Below are 20621 nucleotides of genomic sequence, written 5' to 3' on the forward strand. Positions count from 1 at the left end.
AACAACGACGGGTCGTGGCGCACGCTGTGGTCGCATCTGAAGGGATACCGGGTCGACATCCAGCTCCACGGCGCGGCGCACGTGTCGTTCATCGACGACGAGGCGATGGCGCCCCAGGAGGCGAACCTGCTCAGGATCTCCCCGGCCCAGCTCCAGCAGGTGTACGGCACGATCGACCCCAACCGCGCGATCGAGATCCAACGCGTCTACCTCGCCGCCTTCTTCGACAAAGAGCTGCGTCATCAGCACAGCACCCTGCTCGACGGGCCCGACAAGAAATACCCGGAGATCTCCTTCGTCCGCTGACCTGGACATCCGAAGAGCGGGCCCTGCATGCGTGGCCCGCCCCTCGGACGCAGGTGGAAAACGCACCAGCGGCAACAAAGTGGTCCGGGCGGCCCTCCCCACAGAGGGCCGCCCGGCGGTTCGGCGGGTTGGCCGGGACGCCGTCCGCCGCGGGTCGGCATTGGCCCTGTGCGTCCGCGCTGACGACCGGACGGTTCAGCGGCCCTTGCCGCGCCCGTGGTCCGCCTTCGCCGGCTTGTGACCGCCTCCTACGATCTTGGCGCCCCTCACCGTCCCGGCCCCGCCGATCCGATGCGGAGTGGGAGTTCGTCCGGCCGTTCCTGCCCGAGTCGTTGCCGGGGCGCCAGTGTGAAGTCAGCTCGAAGAAGCAGTGCCGCTGTCGCGGCTGCCCGCACCGGCCGAGCGGGAGCCGACCAGGAGCAGGCAGAGTACGGCGACTCCGGCGACGACCCCGGCGAGGAGGAGCAGTGGGTCGAGCGGGCGGGCGGAGGAGGCGGAGGCGGTGCTCTCGGTCGGCGCGGCCGCCGGCTGGGTGGGCACTGCCGCTGCCGGGGAGGCGGACGGGCTGCCTGCCCTGGGCGCCGCGGCCGCCTTGCTGTGGCCGGTGTGCGCGGCGGCGGACTGAGCGGGATGTGCCGCCGTGGAGGCGGAACCGGAGCGCTGCTGGACAGTCGGGTGCGTGGTGGGAGTCGGTGCGGCGGTTGCCTCCACGACGAGCTGGGCGGTCATGCCCGGGTGCACGGTGCAGACGTAGCCATAGGTGCCGGGGGCGGTGAAGGTGTGGCTCCAGGTACCGCCCTTGCCCAGCAGCGGGGAGTGGATCGACTCCGGGCCGGAGGTGGTCTTCACGTCGTGGGGGGCCTGGTCCTGGTTGACCCAGGTGACCGTGTCGCCGGCCGTGATGGTGAGGGCGCGCGGGCTGAAGGCGTAACCGGACATCACCACGCGATACGAGGCGGCGGCGTGCGCCGGGTCTGGGGCGAGGAACGTGGCCGGGCCCGCCAGGAGCAGCGCGGCCGGCAGAAGGCGCGCAGTGCGGGCGGGCCGGCGCCGGGTGGTCAGGCGGTCCATGTGAACTCCGCGGCGAGGAGCAGGTCGAGGTGGCGTGCGGGGCGTATGCGGGACAGGGCGAAACCGGTCGTGCGGCGCAGCACGCCGTAGGGGACGCGGGTGGTGCCGACGACGAGGAGGCGGTCGTCGGTGCGCTCGACGACGCGCAGCAGCAGCGTTGCGGGCAGGGGCTCCAGCGTGGCGTCGCCCGTGCCGAGGCTTCCGGGCATGCGCAGCCGCGCCCCGCGCGCCACCGGTTCGATCCCGGTACCGGTGAAGGCGAGAAGCTCGCCGCCGAGCGCGTCGCCGCCGAGTACGAGACTCAGGACGCAGTCCTCGGGCCGCGGGGCGATGGCCAGCGCCGCTTCCGCGACGTCGGGGCGTCGGCGCAGGGTCACCAACGGGCCGATCCTGTAGGCGAGTTCGACGATGCAACGGTCGGCGGCGGCCGCGTACGCGCCGGGCCGGGGCAGGCAGTCGAGGTGGGTCCGAGGAGGCAGTGTGGCGGTGGATGAGGTGTGTGTCGGGAGCGGCCCGGTGGGCGGGGGTTCGGTGGTCATGGCGGTACCTCGGGCTCATGGCGGACGCCTGGCGGGAGAGGGGACAATGGCGGTGGTGGCGGGCCGGCCGACTGCGATTCGGCCGGCCCGCCCCGCCTGTTCGTACAGCCCTGTCAGCAGGACGTGGTGAGGTAGTTCACGGTGGGCGCGAGCAGGTGCTCGGCCCATACGGTGTGCGTCTTGACGTACTGGTCGGGGTTGAGGATGTCCGCGATCTGCTGGCTCAGCGGCTCCTCCAGGTGCGCGGAGTTCACGTGCTGGAGGATGACGGTGAGGGTGCCGTCGGTGACCGAGCCGCCGCCGTTCACGGCCGGGTTGAGGATCGACTCCAGCCACACGGTGTGCATCTTGATGTAGCTGTCGAGCTTCAGCGCGTCCTGGACCTGCTGGCCCGGGGATTCCTCCAGGTGGGCCTTGTCGAGGTGCTGGAGGATCGGCAGCAGGACCTGCTGGACGCTGACGCACTGCTCGCCGCCGCCATTGCCGCCGCCGCTCGTGCCACCGGAACCGCTGCCGCCCCCGGTCGAACCGCCGCTGTGCCCACCGGTGGACCCGCCGGTGCCTGAGCCGCCCGTGCTGCCGCCGGTGGATCCTCCGGTCGAGCCGCCGGAGCCCGAGCCGCCCGTCGAGCCGCCGGAGCCGCCGGATCCGCCCGTGCCACCGGTACCGCCGCCGTCATCGGCGACGACGGTGATGGAGGCTGTCATGTCGGGGTGGACAGCACAGTAGTACTTGTACGTGCCGGGCTTGGTGAAGGTGTACGACCAGCTGTCGCCCTTGTGCAGTGTGCCGGAGTCGAACTTCGCCGGGCCGCTGGTGGTGGTGACCGTGTGCGGAGCGGTGTCCTCGTTGACCCACTTCACGGTCTCGCCGACCTTCACGGTCAGGGCCGGCTGGGCGAACTTGTAGTCCTTGATCTCGATGGTGTGATCGGCGGCCCTGGTCTGGGCGGCGGCGGGCTGCGCCTGGGCCATGGAGTGTGCCTCGGCGGCCGGTGCGGCGATCGCCGGTGCGGCGGCACCGCCGGCTGCCTGGAGCAGGCCCAGACAGGCGGCGGCCGCGATGCCGGTGCCGATGCCGGTGGCCAGCAGCACCCGGTTGCCCACCCGGGAGTGCCGGTCGCGGAGCGGTGGCGCGGTGGTGTCGTCGGTGCGCATGGTGATGCGTCTCCCTTGTGAGATGACAGGGGTGGGGTGCCGGTCAACGGCCGGGGGCCGAGGTGACCAGCAGACTCGTCGCGGCGAGAACGACGAGGACGAGCCCCGTCTCGGCCGTGACCGAGTAGACGAAGGGCCGTACGGTGGCGCGGTCACCGCGCAGCAGTACGGCGATGTCGAGCCGGGTGCGCACCCAGCTCCGGCTGCCCTGTGCGATCAGCAACACGGCTGCCAGGACGGCGAGTTTGAGCAGCAGCAGACGGCCGTAGCCGGTGTGGAACAGGGCCCCGACCGAGCCGACGATCTGCCAGGCCAGCACCGTCCCGGCCACCGCGATCGCCGTGACGGACACGAAAGCCAGCGTGGAGTAGCCGGACACGGCCGCCGACAGCTCTTCCGGCACCCGCCGCGGCAGGACACCGAGCAGCAGCAGGGTGAGCCCGCCCAGCCACAGGGACACGCCGAGCAAATGCACCAGATCGGCCACCTCACCCCAACCGGGGTGCGTTCCCTCGGAGTTGTGACCCGCCATGCCGGTCGTGCGGGTCAGCCCGAGCGCGACGGCGAGAGTACCGACCCGCCACCCCGGCGAGCGCGCGGCCCGCTCACCACCCTGGAGCAGGGCAGCGATCACGACGGCGGCGAGCACCCACATCAGCACCCGGCAGGCAGCCACGATGCCGACCTCCGTGCCCAGCAGATCGCGGTACGTGGCGACACGGAAGGCGTCGCCGAGGCCGCCCATCGCTCCATACGCGCCCTGAAGCCCCGGTGCGACCACGCTTGCCGCGAGCCCGCCGGCCCAGGCGAGCGTGAGGATGCGCCGGGTACGCCGGTCGTGGGCGCCCTGTGGCCACAGCAGTGCGAGAAAGGCGAGTCCACCGACGTACAGGGCGAGGGCGAGGTAGCCGGCCCAGCGGACGGCGGCCCATGCCGTGCGCACGCCGGCGGAGGGCGTGGGGGCCACGGTGGTGCCGGTCCCCGGTGCGTCCTTCGCCTTTGTGGCGAGGGGGAACGAGAGGGTGCCGGAGGTCGGATGACCGTCCTCCATGTCGCGTACCTGCCAAACCAGGGAGAGCCGGGTCTGACCCGCCGCTTCCGGAACGGCGACGTCCACCGCATTGCCTTGGTGGTCACCGCCCTCGGGCCGGGACACCGCAAGCTGCCTGCCGTCCGAGGTGATGCGGACATCGGGGAGGTCGACGGGTTCGCTGAAGGTCAGCCGTACCGTGGCCGGCGTGTGTGCGAGCCGGGTGCCGGCCTTGGGGGAGGAGGACTCCAGCTCGGTGTGGGCCGATGCCGCGGGGGCGAACAGCAGCAGGGCCACGAGGGCGGTCAGGGCCGCGGCGCACAGGGACCGGACACGGGGTCTCACGGGAGCACCTCCGGCAGGACCGAGGGGGACGGCGCGATGCCCAAGCACACTGTGGGGACCCCGGTGCCCGACGGTGATGGCGAAGGAGCCGGGGCTGCCGTGGTTCCGGAGCCGTCCGGCCCGAGCAGGCCGTCGAGCAGGCCGGTGACGGAGCTGAGCGCGCCGCTCAGCAGCGGCTGCGTCAGGTGGACCTCGCCCTTCTGGCAGCCGTCCGACGGTGACGGTGAGGGGCTTGGGGAGGGGGCCGGTGGGGGAGAGGCGGACGCCGAACCGGACGGGCCGGGCATCGGCATCGGGCCACCGTCTCCACCGCCCGCATTGTCGCCTCCGTGCCCGCCGCCGGACGATGCGCCGCTCGCCACGGGAATTCCGCCTCCGGCATTACCCGCCCAGGAATCCCCCGACGAGCCGGTGCCCGTATCGGCGTCGGCGCTGCCGGGATCCCCTGAACTCGACCCCTGCGACGGACCGCCGGAGGCGGACGGGGCCGGGACTGCGGGCGGTGCGGCGGTGTCCAGGGACGTCGGTGCCGGTGCGCCGATACCTGAGGCGTACCCGAGCACGATGACGACCCCGGCGACCAGCGCACCGGCCACTATCTCGTCGCGATGATCTCCCGGCCAGGACGCCCTGGCGAACAAGGACATGGCCCCTCCTGACGCTGTGCGTGAAAGGCAGTGCCCAGGAGTGCACCGAGAGGGGGATTCCCGGCCGCTACGCGCCAGTTAATCGGGCGTTTCATTGCCTCATATCCGACCACTGGTCGGCTGTGAGAACGGACCTTCCTGCCCTAATCCGTGCATTGCATTCCGTGAAGGAAATGGAGGTCGGGTGAATTCGAACGTGCTCGGCATTTAATTCTTCACGGAATCGCCGCGTATGCATATGCAGGTCCCGTGCCGACCGGCAATCGTTGGTGAAACAGCTCGACGGGCGACTCAAGCGCGCGGTCCCGTATGACCGCGAACGGGGCATCTCGTGCAAGCCGGCAGGCCTGCTGCGGGCGCGCATCCCCGACAGGCGCGAACTCCTGGGGCAGCCCCAACTGCGGCTGCACAACAGCCCCTTCCACCCGCTGGCCGCAAAGGCACCCGACCTGGTGTGCGACATGAAGCACGCCCTCCTCGGCAGCCGACTCGACGGCCTCAAGATCAATGGACTCCGGGCCGTCCTCGCCCCTGAGCCCGGCGAATGCCGCGTTCGGCGCCCCCGACCACGTAGGCTCAGCGGACCTGGATGTGCTGGTCCATCCCGAGCTGCTTGTGACTGTCGATCGGGCAGTACACGTCGTACGTGCCCTTCTTGAGAGCCACCGTCAGTGTTGCCTTCTGGCCGCTCTGGATGTCGTGAGTCCTTGCGTCCTCCACACCGGGCCCGTCGATCGACAGGGCGTGCGCGACCTTGCCGGCGTCCTGCGCGACAAAGGTGTAGGTGCCCGGTGCGAAGGACGACCGGGACAGCTTCAATCCGTACTCGGTCTCGGTGACCGTCACTCGCGTCCCGGAGTTGACCTTGGCGGCGCCGGAACCTGCCGAGCCGCTCGCGTGACCGCCCCCGCTGGAGCAGGCGGCCAGGGCGAGAGCGGCGGCGAAGGCCACCGCCGTGGCAGGGAGTGTCGTAGCCCTCCTCGTGCCATGCGTCACATGTGCCGGAATTGTCATGCGGCTCATCCCTTTCGGGTCTGTCCGTGAGCGGGCGGGCACGGTCCGTGCCCGCCGTGAGCATCCCTCCAAGAGGGATACGCATGGGAATGCATCGGGGATTTCGATGCGTCTCGCCACCCCAGGGAGAGCCTGCCGGCGCCGGGCCGTCGCTGCCGCCGCCGCTGCGGGGACACGTCAGATGCCGACCAGTGTGCCGTCGACAGTGGTCTCCACCCCGTGTTCCCACCGGTCGTCCATCAGGTGCGGGAAGATCATGCGGTGCAGCCCGGCCACGCGGTCGCCGTCCTGCTTCGGCTTCAGCGCGGCCTCGACGTCCTGGGCGACGAGCACTTCGGCGGCGTGGGTCATAAGCCGCTGCGCGAGCTGTCCCATCTCCAGGATCGTGCGGTGCAGGTCGCCCGGCACGGCTCGCCCGGGGTGGCGCAGCCGGGCGAGCTTGGCCACGTGCGCGGCGAGGTGGCCGGAGCGATTCAGATCGGCGCTCATCCGCAGTGGGTGGGCAGGTCCGTGGCGACCGGTCGCCGGCGGGCCAGCAGGGCGGAGGAGGGCGGAGGCGGCACGGCCGATCGCGGAGCCGACGAGCCGGGCCATTTCCACCAGTCCGCCACCGGCCGAGGTCAGTTCCTCGTGGTACGCCCCCCGCATCCTGCTGCCTCCCACGCTGTGCGTCCGTCGTGCCCCGCTGCCAACTCGCACAGGTGAACCCACGCGAACCGGCAGCCCCTGCTCCTTCCGCGAGCCGACGGTGGTCGCGCTGTGCGCTGGGCGTGCGGCGGGGCGCGGCACAAGCCGATGCCTGCGATGCAGTCCCCGGCGGCGACTCGCTGTCCCCGAGGCTTCCGCGATCCTGGGAGTCGAGGCCACTGGAGCGGCAGGCGTGGCAGTCACCGGTGTGTCCCGCAGCGAAGAGGTCTTCGGCTGGACGGACACCAGCGCCTACGCTTCGTGCGCCGGCTTCGGCCGCCGCGGTCGCGGCAAAGCCCGCGGGGAAGGAGGACGAGACGCCGCTTCTGCACGGCCCGGCACGGTCGGCTCGTCTCGCTCGGCTCCGTGCTGGTCGTCTACCGGGGCGGGCTCGCCGCCTCGGCGCCCGACGCCGCGCCTGAGGGCATCGTCGCCGTAGCGCTGCGTGCGTCGGCCTCCCGCATGTGGACGCACCATGGGCACGTGTCCACTGCGTCACCGCCGAGGACGGTCTGTACCGGCCACTCGGGCCGTTCGCGCACTCCCCGGTCCGCTCCCGGGCTCTCGGCCGGTTCGCGGTATCCCCTGGTCGTACGGCTGATGTTCTCCGCCCGGTCACCGGCGGTGTCGCTGGTGATGTCGAAGCACCCCTTCTCGTCGGCGACGATTCCTCGGTCCGCGTCGCCGCGAACAGCCGGGCCGCAACCCCGTTTGCGGTCGAACCACTTCACCACGCCACTGAGCACAGGCGGCCTCCACATCAGAACGACTCGCAAAGGGAGTCACCCAGCGTCCGCCCGCGCACCGGTGGTGGCAACCGGCGTGCACCCGGGCGCGCGAGGCACACTCCCCGCGCGGCCTCTGAGGAGCTGACGGACAGTTTCCAGTCGCTGTCAGAGCCCTTCGGATCAAGCCCTCTTGTAGCTCATGAGCTGCCGGTTCGCGTGTGTGCGGTCACGGACCGACGCCGAGTACGGCGCGTCGCCGACGGCCGGTTCGGGCTGCAGGTCGTGTGCGGAGGCGGTGGCCATGCGCATGTGACGATCACCGAAAGGCGCTGAGGAACCCCGGCGAGCGCCTGGTTGATCCACCACGGGCCGCCGAGCTGTGCTACGGTTTCGGAGTTGCAGTTGTGGTACCCATGAACCTATGTGCGCCTGACGGGAATGTTCCTCCTTCAGGCGCATTATTTGTTTTCCGGCATCTCCGGATGGGGCCTCTGCCTACAGAAGGAGAAAGTCATGGCACAGGGAACCGTGAAGTGGTTCAACGCCGAAAAGGGTTTCGGCTTCATCCAGCAGGACGGCGGCGGTCCCGACGTCTTCGCCCACTACTCGAACATTGCGACCCAGGGCTTCCGTGAGCTCCAGGAGGGCCAGCGGGTCTCCTTCGACGTCACGCAGGGCCAGAAGGGCCCGCAGGCGGAGAACATCGTCCCCGCCTGATACCCGGACGCGTATCCCCTCACCGGGGTCCGCACCGTCATGGTGCGGACCCCGGTTTGTGCTGTTTCCAGGAAGGCAGATAACCGCATGTCCCGCAGGCCCCAGAAGCCGAACCGGCGCGCCTCGTCGCCCCCGCCGTCCGCGTCGTCGCCGCGGGAATTCCGGCTGCCGGAAAGCGCGACACCCGCACTTCCCGCCATCGAGGACTTCGCCGCTCTGGACATGCCCCCGGGGTTGCTGAAGACCCTCACCACGCAGGGCGTGACCAGCCCCTTCCCCATTCAGGCCGCCACCCTGCCCAACTCGCTCGCCGGCCGCGACCTGCTGGGACGGGGACGCACCGGCTCCGGCAAGACCCTCGCGTTCGGGCTGGCGCTCCTGGCCCGCACGGCCGGACTGCGCGCGGAGCCCAAGGCGCCCCTCGCCCTCGTGCTGGTGCCCACCCGCGAACTCGCACAGCAGGTGGCGGACGCACTGACCCCCTATGCGACGGCGGTGAACCTCCGGCTGGCCACCGTGGTCGGCGGGCTGTCCATCACCAAGCAGGCCGCAGCGCTCCGGCGCGGTGCCGAGGTGCTGGTGGCGACGCCCGGCAGGCTCAACGACCTCGTAGAACGCGGGGACTGCGTGCTCGGCCATGTACGCATCACGGTGCTGGACGAAGCCGACCAGATGACCGACATGGGCTTCCTGCCGCAGATCACCAAGCTGATCCAGCAAGTGCGGCCCGACGGACAGCGCATGCTGTTCTCGGCCACCCTGGACCGCAACATCGACCGCTTGGTGCAGCGGTTCCTTACCGACCCCGTGGTGCATTCCGTGGACCCGTCCGCGGGAGCGGTGACCACCATGGAGCACCATGTGCTCCACGTCCAGGACGAGACCGACAAGAAGGCCGTCACCACGCGCATCGCGGCCCGTGACGGCCGGGTCATTCTCTTCCTCGACACGAAGAGGTCCGCCGACCGGCTCGCCAAGCGGCTCCTGGCCGTCGGGGTCCGCGCGGCGGCACTGCACGGAGGCCGCTCCCAGCCGCAGCGGAATCGCACCCTGGAACAGTTCAAGAACGGCCAGGTCACCGCCCTGGTGGCGACGAACGTCGCAGCCCGGGGCATACACATCGACGACCTCGACCTCGTCGTGAACGTGGATCCCCCCAACGACCACAAGGACTACCTCCACCGGGGCGGCCGCACGGCCCGCGCCGGCGGCTCCGGCAGCGTCGTCACGTTGGTCCTGCCCGACCAGAAACGGGACGTCACCCGGCTCATGTCGGACGCGGGCATCCGCCCCCGGACGGCCCGCGTCACGTCGAGCGACCCCGCGCTGGCCACCATTACCGGCGCCCGTGAGCCTTCCGGCGTGGCCGTCACCATCGAGGTCGCCCAGCCCGCGACGTCGACGGCGTCCCGTCCGGACCGAAAGGCCGGCACCCAGCCCGGCAGGCGATCCGGCCGCCGACGCCGAAACGACGGCGGAGTCAAAGCGGCGACAGGCGCGGCCACCAGGACGGGGAGCCGGGGCTCCGACCGGCGGGCCGCGGCCGGGGCGACAGCGTCTGGTGGCACCTCCGCAGCCGGCGGGCGCGGTTCTGCCCGTCGCGCGGGATCCGGCGGAGCCACAGGGGGTGCGGTGGCGGCGGGCGGCCGCAGTTCCGCCCGCCCGGTCGCGGCCGGCGCGGCGACCAGCACTGCCTCCGGCAAGGCTGCCCGCGGATCTCGCTGACGGACGGGGGTCGGCGCAGCCACGGGCGGCGCTGTCGGGGCCCGGCGACCGCAGCCCCGACCGCCGTACCTCTGACACCTGGGCCGCCCGGATTCAGGCGCAGCCGACGTGCCACCTCGGTCCCGGCTCCCACGAACGGCAGGTCCGGCAACCGGCTGGGCACCAACAGCACGTCGACGCCTGGGATTTCGGCCCCGCCCTGCCGTTCGATCAAGGGCTGTTCGGCGTGATCGGCCATGCCCGCGTTGGTCACGTCCCTGGCCACGTGATGCCGTAACGGCGGGACCCTGAACATGGGGTGGTTGCGGAGGGCTTGTCCGCGGCTCTGGGGGGAGTCCGTGTGGACCGCACTGTTGGGCACGCAGCACATGGCGGCCTGCGCTCTGATCTACCTCGCCGTCGGTTCGCCGCGCGCGCCGTCCTCAAGACCCGGCCCTCGGAGGGCACCTTGATGATCGTGATCGGAGCTTTCACACGAAGGGGGAACATTCACGTGAAAGACCAGCCGCCCCAGAATCGGGCGAGCCCCGCGCTCCGCAAGCGCGTCCAGGACAGCTTCGCCGGCGGTGTCTGCACCAGGTGCTCTGACACCAAGGCAGGATGAACTCATCGAGGAATTCCGGCAATTCCCGGCCTTGTGACAGCCGCAGGTCGTTCGAGAGAGGCGGTACCAGTTGAGTCCCACCCGCATCGCTTTGGGCGAGGAAGCCGGTGAGGTCCGCCGATTCTGGGGCGGGCTCGGCCTTCCCGGGCTGATCGACGTCCACACCCACTTCATGCCCGAGCGTGTCCTGCACAAGGTCTGGGACTACTTCGACGCCAACGGGCCGCTGATCGGTGGGCCGAAGTGGCCGATCACCTACCGGAAGCAGGAGGAGGAGCGGACGGCTCTGCTCCGGGAGTTCGGGGTCCGGTCCTTCACCGCGATGCTCTACCCCCACAAGCCCGGCATGGCCAGGTGGCTGAACGGGTGGGCCGCCGACTTCGCCCGCCGCACCCCCGACTGCCTGCACACCGCCACGCTGTATCCCGAGCCGGACGTCGAGACAAACGTCCGCGAGGCTGTCGAAGCGGGGGCACGCGTGTTCAAGGCTCATGTACAGGTGGGAGCGTACGACCCGGCCGACGAACAACTCCAGCAGGCTTGGGGGATGCTGGCCGAGGCCCGGATTCCCGTGGTGATGCACTGCGGCTCCGGGCCCGCGTCCGGCAAGCACACCGGCCCCGAGCCCATAGCGCGAGTGCTGGCACGCCACCCGCAACTGCGGCTGATCATCGCGCACATGGGCATGCCCGAGTACGAGGAGTTTCTCGACCTCGCCGAACGGTACGACCAGGTACGGCTGGACACGACGATGGTGTTCACCGACTTCACCGAAAGATTCATGCCGTTCCCCCGCCGGGCCCTGCCACGGCTCGCCGCACTGGGCGACCGCATCCTGCTCGGTTCCGACTTCCCCAACATCCCTTACCCCTACCTGCACCAACTCCACGCGGTGGAAAGGCTGGGCCTCGGACAGGAGTGGCTGCGGGCCGTATGCCACGACAACGCGGCGGAGCTCTTCGAACTTTGACCCCGACAAGTCGACCAGCTCCCGGCGGGGAGGTCAGCGACCAGTGCGCCGGCCGTACAGCCCATGTCCTGCCGGCCGTTGGACCGAGCCAGGGCCATACCGTCTTTCGGTGCCCGGGCGCGTGAGCGGTGCGACGTCATCGAGACGGCGGCTTCGTCCTCAGAGATCAGCCGCCCCGAGCATCACTGCTGAAGGGCGCAGTGCCTGTCGCCTTCCCCCCGTCAGGAAGGCGTCGTTCTCACTCCGCGCACAGCCGTCGGCGGCCGGTATGCGCACCTGCTCCCGCGAGGCCTGGCCCTGCTGAGTGGGACCACCAGCCTGCGCATGTCTCACGGCCACGGCGTACCACAGGCCACGGGCGGCCTCCGGGAGGTTGGCGGCCGGGTACGGCAGGACCGCCGCCTCGTGGGAGTCGGCGGCCTTGATCCTGTTTCACCGCTGCGGGTCGGCTTTGTGCGAAGCCTGCCCCAGGGTCAGTTCCAGATGCCGGTGATGTCGGAGGCGCCGGCCGCGGCCCCGGCGTGGGTCGTCAGCCCGGCCAGGTCCTCAAGGGTGCGCAGCGTGTCGTAGTGGTTGTAGTGCGTCGAGGTGGTGCTGCCCGGCGCGACGTGCGCACCGTAGAACACGGTGGCGATGTGGTTGCCGTGCGAGCTGTCGTCCTCGTCGAAGGTGACGGCCAGGATGCTGTTGTGCGTCTGTGCCCAGGTCGCGTAGGCGCTGAGGTTGTTCTTCAGCCAGGTGTCGCCCGTCGCGATGGAGCAGTCGTGCATGTCGTTGCACAGGTTCGGGGTGACGAAGGAGACCTTCGGCAGGGTCGTGTAGTCCGTCGGGAACTGTGCGAACGTGTGCGCCGTGCTCAGCGGAACGTTGCTGAAGGCGAACCACGGGTTGTGCTTCCGGGCGTACTTGGTGGCGGAGTTGGTGCACACCGTGGAGCCCTGGGAGGGCAGGCCCTCGTTGTAGCTGCCCCACGTCTTTCCGGCGGCGATGAGCTCGGAGCCGATATTCGCGGCGCTGCTGAACTGCGGCGTGTAGCAGTTGTCGTTGGTGATGCCCTGGTTGTTGCCGGAGAACAGGTCCAGGTAGTTCGGCTGGCTGGGGTGGGTGATGGCGTACGACTGGGTGAGGTTGCCGCCGCCGGCCACCAGCGTGTTGTTGAGGTACGGGGCGCTCGTGCTGCCGATGACCTGCTCGTAGGAGTGGTTCTCGAACACCACTACGACCACGTGGTCGGGGGCGGGAAGAGCGGCGGCCTGCGCGGCGGGCGCGGCGACCCACACCCCGACCAGGGCGGCGGGGAGGGCGGTGACGAGGGAGAGCGCCCGGCGCGAGCGCTTGATGCGGGACAGCAAGGACACGGTGGACCTCCTGTGTGAGCGGGAAGCGGGGAGGTTGTCCACTGATCAGGTCCTTTCTGATCAGGCGGTAGGAGACTAGGGCGGCGCAGGCAGGGCCTTCAGGTCACTGGCAATGAAGACCCGTCAAACAGCCGTTGGCTGTCGGGGGCCCATCCATCTCGTGTGTTCACCTTCCGGAGGGTTGCCGTGGGCACCCGGGCCGCGCCGGATCCGGTCCCCGCAGGTGGCTTTCGCACGGCCACGTGGGGGCAGAACCTGCGGTCTCTACGGTGGCTTCGACGGCTCGCCCGAGACCACGGCAGCCATCGGCCACAAGATCGTCGTCGTGGCCCTCGAAGGGGCCGGCCTCAACACCGAGTGGGACCATGACGCTGGCCGAACCATCACCGTCGCTCCCCCTTTGTACGCACCCCGCATGAACGTCGAGACCTCTTTCCGCCACCTTCCACAACCGCACCGCGTCGTGCGCCGAGACCTACCCTTGCCCAGAACGTGGCACGGTGTACCCGTCGTACCGGCTCGTCGGCCCCGGGGATGGCGCAGCGCCGCACCGGCACCACCTGAGTGTGGCCGAATCGGCCATCTGACGTCTGTTCGGACACGGCCATACTCAGGGCTGGGCAATCCGCCCCATTCCTACGTCCGGAGGCCACCCATGCCCCAGACCCGTGTGTCCCACACCGCCGTGATCGAAGCCTGGCTGTCGGGCGCCGAGAGCGCGTACGGCCAGTCCAACCCCGCCGGGCCCCTGTACGTCGGCGGCACGGCTGCCGAGGCCGCACTCACGGACCCGAGCGACTCCCTCTACGGCTTCTGTTCCAGCCCGAGCGGTTCGCACGGCAGTTGGTGCTGCTGACAGGTCTGCCTCGCCCTTTGAGGCATGTGGCGGCCTGTGAGAGGGCCGTCGATTGCGGAGAGCTTTCGCGGAGTGAGGTTCTACGAGCAGGAGTGTTGCGAGCAGGAGTGTGGGGAATCGTGTGCCAGGCCGCCGCGCCGCCGCACTGCACCGAACCCGTGAGGCGCTAGCACCACCCGGGCCCGGTGAAACGATTCCCTACGCTCCGTCCGGGCGCCTTCGACGGCGCGACGCGGTGGGACGGGGAAGGTGGACGGTGGGCGGTTCGGGGCTGGAGACGCGAGACCAGGCGGAATGGTTCACCCAACCCGTACGAGGCATCGCCCGGCCCTGGCGGGACGAGCTGGCCCGGCGGCTGGCCGACGTGGACGCACTCGGCCGGGAAGAGCGGGACGTGGTGCTGGAGGCCGGGCACACCGCCTTGCTCAGGTCCTTGCACGCCAAGCTCTCCCGCCTGCTCCTGATCGAGTTGCACGCGCTGCGTCTGGCGGCAGGTGAGGGGGGAACAGCGGGTGGCGGGGCGGCCGTCACCGACAGGGAGACGTGGTCCGCGTTCATCGAGCAGGCCAGCGAGCCGGGCTACCTCGACCGGCTGGCCGGCCGGTACCCGAGCCTCGGCCGGCGGATCGCGTCCGTGGCGCGGCCGTCGGTGGAGGCGACGGCGGCGTTCGCGACACGGCTCGCCGCGGACCGCGCGCTGCTGGCGCCGTTGCTGGGCCGATCGCCGGGGGAGATGCGCGCCGTCGGCTTCGGCGCGGGCGACAGCCACCGGGGCGGACTGACCGTCAGCCGGGTCGACTTCGCGGGCGGAAGTGTCATGTACAAGCCCCGGCCGTCCGGGATCGACGTGGCACTGGGCGCCCTGCTCGATGAGCTGTTCATGGACTTCCCCGGTGCCCCGGCGGCGGACGAGCAGATCCGTGTCCCGCGAACTCTGGCGCGCGAGGGCTACGGCTGGGCCGAGTTCGTCCCCCACCGGTACTGCGTGGACGACGCCGAACTCGCCGCGTTCTACCGCGGTGTCGGACACTGGCTGGCCGTCCTCCGGCTCATCGGCGGCACCGACATGCACGCCGAGAACATGATCGCCGCGGGTCCGCTGCCGGTGATCGTGGATGCGGAGACACTCTTCGACGCCCCGGCGCCGTTCCCGCCCAGCGGCCGGGGCGACGCGGTGGACGTGGCCGCGGCGGCGATCCGCCGTACGGTGCTGCGGACCGGACTGCTGCCCGTACGCGGCACCGGGTTCGCGCTCGGCGGAGTGGACATCTCCGGAGTCGGGGCGCTGCCCGGTCAGCAGCCACTGATCCCGAACCCGGTGATCGCGGACGGCGGCACTGCGGCGGCCCGCTTCCAGGTGGACCTGGTGGCGATGCCCGTCACGGGCAACCACCCCAGCCCCACTCCGGTCCTGAGCACGTACTGGGACCGGATCCTGGCCGGCTTCCGCGAGATGACCGCGCATCTGCACCGGCCCGGTCAGGACCCGTACCGGCTGCTGCGCCGCTTCGAGGGCACCCGGGCGCGGCGTATCCGGCGGCCGACGCAAGCGTACGTCGACATCGGGCGGATGCTGTGGCATCCGGGGTCGTTGCACGACGAGGCGGCAGCCGTCGAGCGGGCCCGGGACATCCTGCTGCGCAACGCCGAGGTGCTGCCCGGCGCGCCCACCGACCGCGCGACCATCGACAGCGAGATCGCGGACCTGCTGGCCGGTGACGTACCGATGTTCACTTTCGTGGTGGACACGACCGCTGTACGCGACACGGTCGAGGACTGGCGCACCGCCGATCTGGCGCTGGAGGAGGCGGTGATCCAGGACGCGCTGGTGGGTGCCTACCTCAACGAGCGTTCGCTGCCCGCCCGGGTGCAGGCCGCCTCCCGTGACCCGCACGCCCGCGACCGGGAGCGGCGCCGCCGGGACCTGGCCGCGCAGATGGTACGGCGGCTGTGCGACGGTGCGGTGCGCGGCGCGGACGGTACGGTCACCTGGATCAGCCCCGTCTTCACTCCCGCCGGTTGGTCCATCCGGGTGCTGCCCGCCGACCTCTACACCGGACAGGGCGGGGTCGCGCTGACGCTCGCGGAGTACCTGACCGAGGTACGGGCCGGCCGGGCCGACGACATGCCCGGCGTGGCCGAGACGTTCGAGGGCGCCCTGCGCGTGCTGCTCGGCACCGAGGACCTCACGCCGACGCCGTCGGCCGGGGCGTTCAGCGGTGCCGCTTCCCAGGTGTGGACGTGGCTGGCGCTGCACCGGGTGCTCGGTGAGGACTCGCTGCTGGAGCGGGCCGCAGAGCGGGCGCAGCTGCTCGCCGAGGGCGCTCCGCTGGTCGAGGAGGACATCGAGGTGGACCTGCTCAACGGGGTCGCCGGCGCCATCGTCCCCCTGCTCGACCTGGCCACCGCGACCGGGCAGGACCGGTGGCTCGGCGCCGCCGCGCACATCGGGCGCCGGCTGACCGGGCTGGCCACGCTCGACGCGAGCGGCGCCCGCTGGACGACCCGGCTCAACCCCGAGGGCATCGGCGGCTTCGCCCACGGCGCCACCGGCATCGGCTGGGCGCTGGCCCGGCTCGCCCTCAGCGACGCCGGCTGCGTGGCCGAACGCCGCCGCTGGAGGCGCCTCGCGCAGCAAGCCTTCGCCTTCCAGGAGTCCCTCTGGCAGCCCGAACAGGGCAATTGGCTCGACGTCCGGATCGGCGCCGAGGAGGACTTCTTCACCAGCTGGTGCCACGGCAGCGCGGGGATCGGTATCGGCATGCTCGACCTGCACCGGCGCATGGGTGATCCCGCCCATCTCGACATGGCCCACCGCGCCGCACGCGCCTGCGCCGCCGAGGGCTTCGGCTGGAGCCATACCCTCTGCCATGGCGACCTCGGCCTCTGGGAGTTCCTCACCTCCTTGGGCTTCGGTGACCCCTCGCACCTCGACGCGGAGATCCTCACCGGTCTCGAACAGCGTGGCCCCGTCGGCGGGTTGGCCCGCGAGGCGTTCTCGCCCAGCCTCATGTCCGGCCTCGCGGGCGTCCTGCACACGCTCCTGCGCATGCATCCTGCGGCGGACCTGCCCAATCCCTTGCTCCTGGACTGAAGCCGCAACAGCGGCCAGGAACCGGGTGGGTCGTGATCGTGCACGTGTGGCGAGCGCCCGCCGGGGCCGTAGCGGCGCACGCCCGTGCGCGGTGGGCGGCGTGGACCGCGTGGCACCGGGCACGCGAAGGGGGGCGAGCCGATTCTCCAGCTCTGCGGCCGGAGTCCAGGCCGCCCCGGCGTTCGGCGCTCTCCAGCTCCCGCACCGCGGACACCAGACAGCGCTCGGCGGCCACGCGTTGGCGCTCGACCCCCGCGAGCAGACGCCGCAGGCCGTTCTCCGGCTGTCGTGTACTGCCGACCAAGTCATGACTCGGCCCACTACGCTGCTCGCTACACGCTCTGCGTAAAAAGCGCGGTCGGTTCCCGGTGCTTCGGCGGTCGGGTGGTGAGGGGCGATGCATGGACTATTACGATCTCGGCACGTACAGCCGCCCCGTGACGACTTCCTCGCCCGAGGCGCAACTCTGGTTCGACCGCGGACTGGTCTGGACATACGCCTTCAACCACGAGGAAGCCGTCGCCTGCTTCGAAGCCGCCGCGGCGGCCGACCCCGGCTGTGCCATGGCGCACTGGGGCATCGCGTACGCACTCGGCCCCAACTACAACAAGCCGTGGGAGTTCTTCGACGAGCGGGACCTCGTACGCACCGTCGAACGCACCCACGCCGCCGTGGAACTCGCCCACGAGAAGGCGGAAGCCGGCGCCACGCCCGTCGAACGAGCTCTGATCGGCGCGTTGCGTGCCCGCTATCCGCAGACGGAGGCCGTCGACGACTGTGCCGTGTGGAACGCGCCGTACGCCGACAGGATGAGAGCCGTCTACGAACTCGCCCAGGACGACCCCGACATCACCACCCTGTACGCCGACGCGCTGATGAACCTCACCCCTTGGCGGTTGTGGAACCTGCGGACCGGTGAGCCGGCCGAAGGCGCCCGCACGCTTGAGGCCAAGGCCGTCCTGGACCGGGCCGCCGCGACAGACGCCGGGGCGGGACACCCTGGCATCCTGCACATGTACATCCACCTGATGGAGATGTCCCCGACGCCCGAGGCTGCCCTGCCCGTCGCCGACCGGCTGCGCGGCCTGGTGCCCGACGCCGGCCATCTGCAGCACATGCCTTCACACATCGAGGTGCTCTGCGGCGACTACCGCCGCGTGGTGTCGGACAACGACGACGCGATCGTCGCCGACGAGAAGTTCCACGCGCGGGCCGGGGCCATGAACTTCTACACGCTGTACCGGTCGCACAACTACCATTTCAAGATCTACGGCGCGATGTTCCTCGGCCAGTTCCGGACCGCTCTGGAGGCCGCTGCCCAGTTGGCGGCGTCCATCCCCGAGGAACTGCTGCGGGTGCAGAGCCCGCCCATGGCCGACTGGCTGGAGGGGTTCCTCGCCATGCGGGTCCATGTACTGATCCGCTTCGGCCGCTGGAGCGACATCCTGCGGACGCCCATGCCCGCCGACCCGGAGCTCTGCAGCGTGAGCACGGCGATGCTGCACTACGCCCGAGGCGTCGCGTTCGCGGCCACCGGCCATATCGCCGAGGCCGAGGCCGAACGCCGGGTGTTCGGCGAGGCGGTCGCCCGGGTGCCGCAGACACGCATGCTGTTCAACAACACCTGTGCCGACATTCTGGCGATCGCGTCAGCGATGCTCGACGGTGAACTCGAATACCGCAAGGGCGACCATGACGCCGCCTTCGCCGCGCTCAGGCGGTCGATCGAATTGGACGACAACCTTCCCTACGACGAGCCGTGGGGATGGATGCAGCCCACCCGGCACGCATACGGCGCCCTGCTTCTGGAGCGGGGGCGCGTCGCCGAGGCGGAGGCGGTCTACCGGGCCGACCTGGGACTCGACGACACCCTTCCACGCGCATTGCAGCACCCGGACAATGTCTGGGCCCTGCACGGGCTGCACGAATGTCTGGTCCGGCTGGGCAAGGCGGGAGAGGCGCAGATCGTGGCGCAGAAGTTGAAGATCGCCGTCGTGATGGCGGACGTGTCGGTCGGGGCGTCCTGCTTCTGCCGCCTCGACGCGGTCTCGGACACCGTCGGCGGAGGCGGTTGCTGCACGATGGAACACTGAGCCGTCACAAGACGGCCAGGGGCGTCTTTCTGCGAGCGCCTCGCGCAGCCGACAAAGTGTCACCTGCCTCGGCCTCGGAAGTACGGTCAGCTCTGACGCTGGTGGGAGTGGCAACGCTGGCGCGGTCGGCAACCGAGGGTCCGACAAGGATCCGTCCGGCTCGCGGCCGCATAGCCGGGCGACGAGCACGTGGCCGGGTAGGACACAGTCGCAACTTCCTGCGCACCCGCTCCGCCCGGACCACCCGAACCCGGTGGGGCCGCCCGCCTGGCCGGAGTCCCTTTCCCGGAGAGGGCGACGCGCCCCGTTTGTTTTCGCACAAGGGCCGATGCCTCGCTCTCGGCTACGGTGCGGAGTGTCCAGCCGGGAGCCGGGCCGCTTCTGGCGGCACGCGGGTGCTGCGCAGTCGCACGCGCCCCCGTACAGCCTGTGCCGGGCGGCGGCCGTCCGTCCCCGGGACCTGCGGGGGACGGCGCGCACCGGCTCCGTAGACTGCCGGTGTGGCTGACCAGAGGATGAGCGGTGCGAAGAGCGGTGGCGATGTGGAGCGCCCGGCCCTCCCGGCGACCAGCTGGGCGGTGCTCGGACTGCTCTCCTTCGGTGAGGAGCTGTCCGGGTACGACCTGAAGAAGTGGGCGGACTGGTCGCTGCGCTTCTTCTACTGGAGCCCTTCGTTCAGCCAGATCTACGGTGAGCTCAAGCGCCTGGAGAACGCCGGTTACGTCACCTCGCGGATGGTCGCGCAGGAGACCGGCAACCGCGACAAGCGGGTCTACCGGATCACCGACGAGGGGATGGAGGCGGTCCGCGCCTGGGCGCGCGAGGCACCGGTGGAACCACCGGTGCTCAAGCACGGCGTCATGCTACGACTGTGGCTCGGCCACCTGCTGGAACCGGAGCAGATGCGCGAAGTGCTCGCCCGGCACCGGGAGTACGCCGAGACCATGCGGCAGCGTGCCGAGGCCGACGCCGAGGGCGGCCGTGCCGAGGAGGCGTGGGCCTACCCCGTGCTCACCCTCAAGTGGGCGGAGCGGTACTACGCCTCGGAGCGGGACCTGGCCGACGCGATGCTGGCGGACCTGGAAGAGCTGGAACGCAGGCGCCCGTAGGTCCTGCGGAAGTACAGGAGCGGGTCGGTGTCCCGGACGCGGTCAGCGGACGCCGGCGCGGTGACCCTGCCGAGTGCGATCACGTGGTCGCCGCCGGGGAAGGTCCCCGCCAGGTCGCACTCGATTGTCGCGAGCGCCCCGTCGAGCAGTGGTGCGCCGTTCAGGCCGGGCTGCCAGTCGACCCCGGCGAACTTGTCCCCGCCGGTCACGGCGAACTGCCGGCACAACTGCTGCTGGTCGGCCGAGAGGACGTTGACGGCGAAGCGCCCGGCCGCGCGGATCTTCGGCCAGGTGGACGACGTCTGTGCCGGGCAGAAGCACACCAGGGGCGGGTCCAGCGACACCGAGGAGAACGATTGGACGGCCATTCCGGCGGGTCGTCCGTCGGGCTGCGTCGCGGTGATCACCGCGACCCCGGTGCAGAAGCTGCTGAGCACCTCCCGCATCGCCGCCTCATCGACCTGCGAGGTCCGCGGGGGAACGGCCTTGGGGGTGAGTATGGACATTGCTTCCTCTCATAGACCTAGTAGAAATATTTCTAATTGGAATATCTGCATTGGGTGCCGGCCGG

17 protein-coding genes and 3 pseudogenes are annotated in these 20621 nt (G+C 70.6%); 9 read left to right on the forward strand and 11 right to left on the reverse strand.

Going from position 1 to position 20621, the window contains the following annotated elements; all coding sequences use genetic code 11:
* A pseudogene (locus AV521_RS36485) lies at positions 1-306 on the forward strand (hydrolase); the annotation flags it as partial.
* A gap of 354 nt (positions 307-660) precedes the next feature.
* On the opposite strand, the gene AV521_RS36490 reads toward AV521_RS36485, so the two are convergent.
* From AV521_RS36490 to AV521_RS51545, 9 genes and pseudogenes are all read right to left on the reverse strand, one after another.
* Positions 661-1377, reverse strand: a complete 717-nt coding sequence (locus tag AV521_RS36490) for a plastocyanin/azurin family copper-binding protein (RefSeq protein WP_076094806.1) — start codon at positions 1375-1377, stop codon at positions 661-663.
* Positions 1365-1916 carry a hypothetical protein gene (locus AV521_RS36495; protein WP_076094808.1) on the reverse strand — a complete coding sequence of 184 codons (552 nt, stop codon included), beginning with the start codon at positions 1914-1916 and terminating at the stop codon, positions 1365-1367. The genes AV521_RS36490 and AV521_RS36495 overlap by 13 nt, the downstream gene beginning before the upstream one ends.
* A gap of 113 nt (positions 1917-2029) precedes the next feature.
* Positions 2030-3073, reverse strand: a complete 1044-nt coding sequence (locus tag AV521_RS36500) for a cupredoxin family copper-binding protein (RefSeq protein WP_076094810.1) — start codon at positions 3071-3073, stop codon at positions 2030-2032.
* A gap of 43 nt (positions 3074-3116) precedes the next feature.
* Positions 3117-4448: a CopD family protein gene (locus AV521_RS36505; protein WP_076094812.1), complete on the reverse strand. Its 1332-nt coding sequence runs from the start codon at positions 4446-4448 to the stop codon at positions 3117-3119.
* The gene (locus AV521_RS36510; RefSeq protein WP_076094814.1) at positions 4445-5095 is read right to left on the reverse strand and encodes a hypothetical protein; all 651 of its coding nucleotides are present in this window, start codon (positions 5093-5095) and stop codon (positions 4445-4447) included. The genes AV521_RS36505 and AV521_RS36510 overlap by 4 nt, the downstream gene beginning before the upstream one ends.
* Before the next feature lie 576 nt (positions 5096-5671).
* Complete coding sequence (locus AV521_RS48850) at positions 5672-6109, reverse strand: hypothetical protein (RefSeq protein WP_143658717.1); 438 nt, start codon at positions 6107-6109, stop codon at positions 5672-5674.
* Between the two features lie 183 nt (positions 6110-6292).
* Positions 6293-6757, reverse strand: a pseudogene (locus AV521_RS36525) (phosphate transport system regulatory protein PhoU); the annotation flags it as partial.
* A 416-nt stretch (positions 6758-7173) separates the two neighbouring features.
* On the reverse strand, positions 7174-7542 hold the full coding sequence (locus AV521_RS36530; RefSeq protein WP_076094819.1) for a hypothetical protein: 369 nt from the start codon (positions 7540-7542) through the stop codon (positions 7174-7176).
* 162 nt (positions 7543-7704) lie between these two features.
* Positions 7705-7833, reverse strand: a complete 129-nt coding sequence (locus tag AV521_RS51545; protein ID WP_256725826.1) for a hypothetical protein — start codon at positions 7831-7833, stop codon at positions 7705-7707.
* A 204-nt stretch (positions 7834-8037) separates the two neighbouring features.
* On the opposite strand from AV521_RS51545, the gene AV521_RS36535 reads away from it, so the two are divergent.
* From AV521_RS36535 to AV521_RS36545, 3 genes are all read left to right on the forward strand, one after another.
* On the forward strand, positions 8038-8241 hold the full coding sequence (locus AV521_RS36535) for a cold-shock protein (protein WP_023544341.1): 204 nt from the start codon (positions 8038-8040) through the stop codon (positions 8239-8241).
* Positions 8242-8328: 87 nt separating this feature from the next.
* Positions 8329-9966, forward strand: a complete 1638-nt coding sequence (locus AV521_RS36540) for a DEAD/DEAH box helicase (RefSeq protein WP_076094820.1) — start codon at positions 8329-8331, stop codon at positions 9964-9966.
* A 674-nt stretch (positions 9967-10640) separates the two neighbouring features.
* Positions 10641-11540: an amidohydrolase family protein gene (locus AV521_RS36545; protein WP_076094822.1), complete on the forward strand. Its 900-nt coding sequence runs from the start codon at positions 10641-10643 to the stop codon at positions 11538-11540.
* Between the two features lie 473 nt (positions 11541-12013).
* Here the strand turns inward: AV521_RS36545 and AV521_RS36550 are convergent, their stop codons facing one another.
* Positions 12014-12898, reverse strand: a complete 885-nt coding sequence (locus AV521_RS36550) for an alkaline phosphatase family protein (RefSeq protein WP_076094825.1) — start codon at positions 12896-12898, stop codon at positions 12014-12016.
* 112 nt (positions 12899-13010) lie between these two features.
* Between AV521_RS36550 and AV521_RS52975 the strand changes: the two are divergent.
* The 5 genes and pseudogenes from AV521_RS52975 to AV521_RS36570 all read left to right on the forward strand — a co-directional run.
* A pseudogene (locus AV521_RS52975) lies at positions 13011-13280 on the forward strand (hypothetical protein); the annotation flags it as partial.
* Between the two features lie 273 nt (positions 13281-13553).
* Complete coding sequence (locus AV521_RS36555; RefSeq protein ID WP_031163102.1) at positions 13554-13754, forward strand: DUF6229 family protein; 201 nt, start codon at positions 13554-13556, stop codon at positions 13752-13754.
* Positions 13755-14010: 256 nt separating this feature from the next.
* Positions 14011-16848, forward strand: a complete 2838-nt coding sequence (locus tag AV521_RS36560) for a type 2 lanthipeptide synthetase LanM family protein (protein ID WP_218639397.1) — start codon at positions 14011-14013, stop codon at positions 16846-16848.
* 401 nt (positions 16849-17249) lie between these two features.
* Positions 17250-18941, forward strand: a complete 1692-nt coding sequence (locus tag AV521_RS36565) for a tetratricopeptide repeat protein (RefSeq protein ID WP_076094826.1) — start codon at positions 17250-17252, stop codon at positions 18939-18941.
* Positions 18942-19456: 515 nt separating this feature from the next.
* Positions 19457-20050: a PadR family transcriptional regulator gene (locus AV521_RS36570; RefSeq protein ID WP_076094828.1), complete on the forward strand. Its 594-nt coding sequence runs from the start codon at positions 19457-19459 to the stop codon at positions 20048-20050.
* On the opposite strand, the gene AV521_RS36575 is transcribed toward AV521_RS36570, so the two are convergent.
* On the reverse strand, positions 19978-20556 hold the full coding sequence (locus AV521_RS36575; RefSeq protein WP_076094830.1) for a flavin reductase family protein: 579 nt from the start codon (positions 20554-20556) through the stop codon (positions 19978-19980). The genes AV521_RS36570 and AV521_RS36575 overlap by 73 nt on opposite strands.
* Positions 20557-20621: the final 65 nt, after the last annotated feature.

Source organism: Streptomyces sp. IMTB 2501, from assembly GCF_001953885.1.
GTDB lineage: Bacteria > Actinomycetota > Actinomycetes > Streptomycetales > Streptomycetaceae > Streptomyces.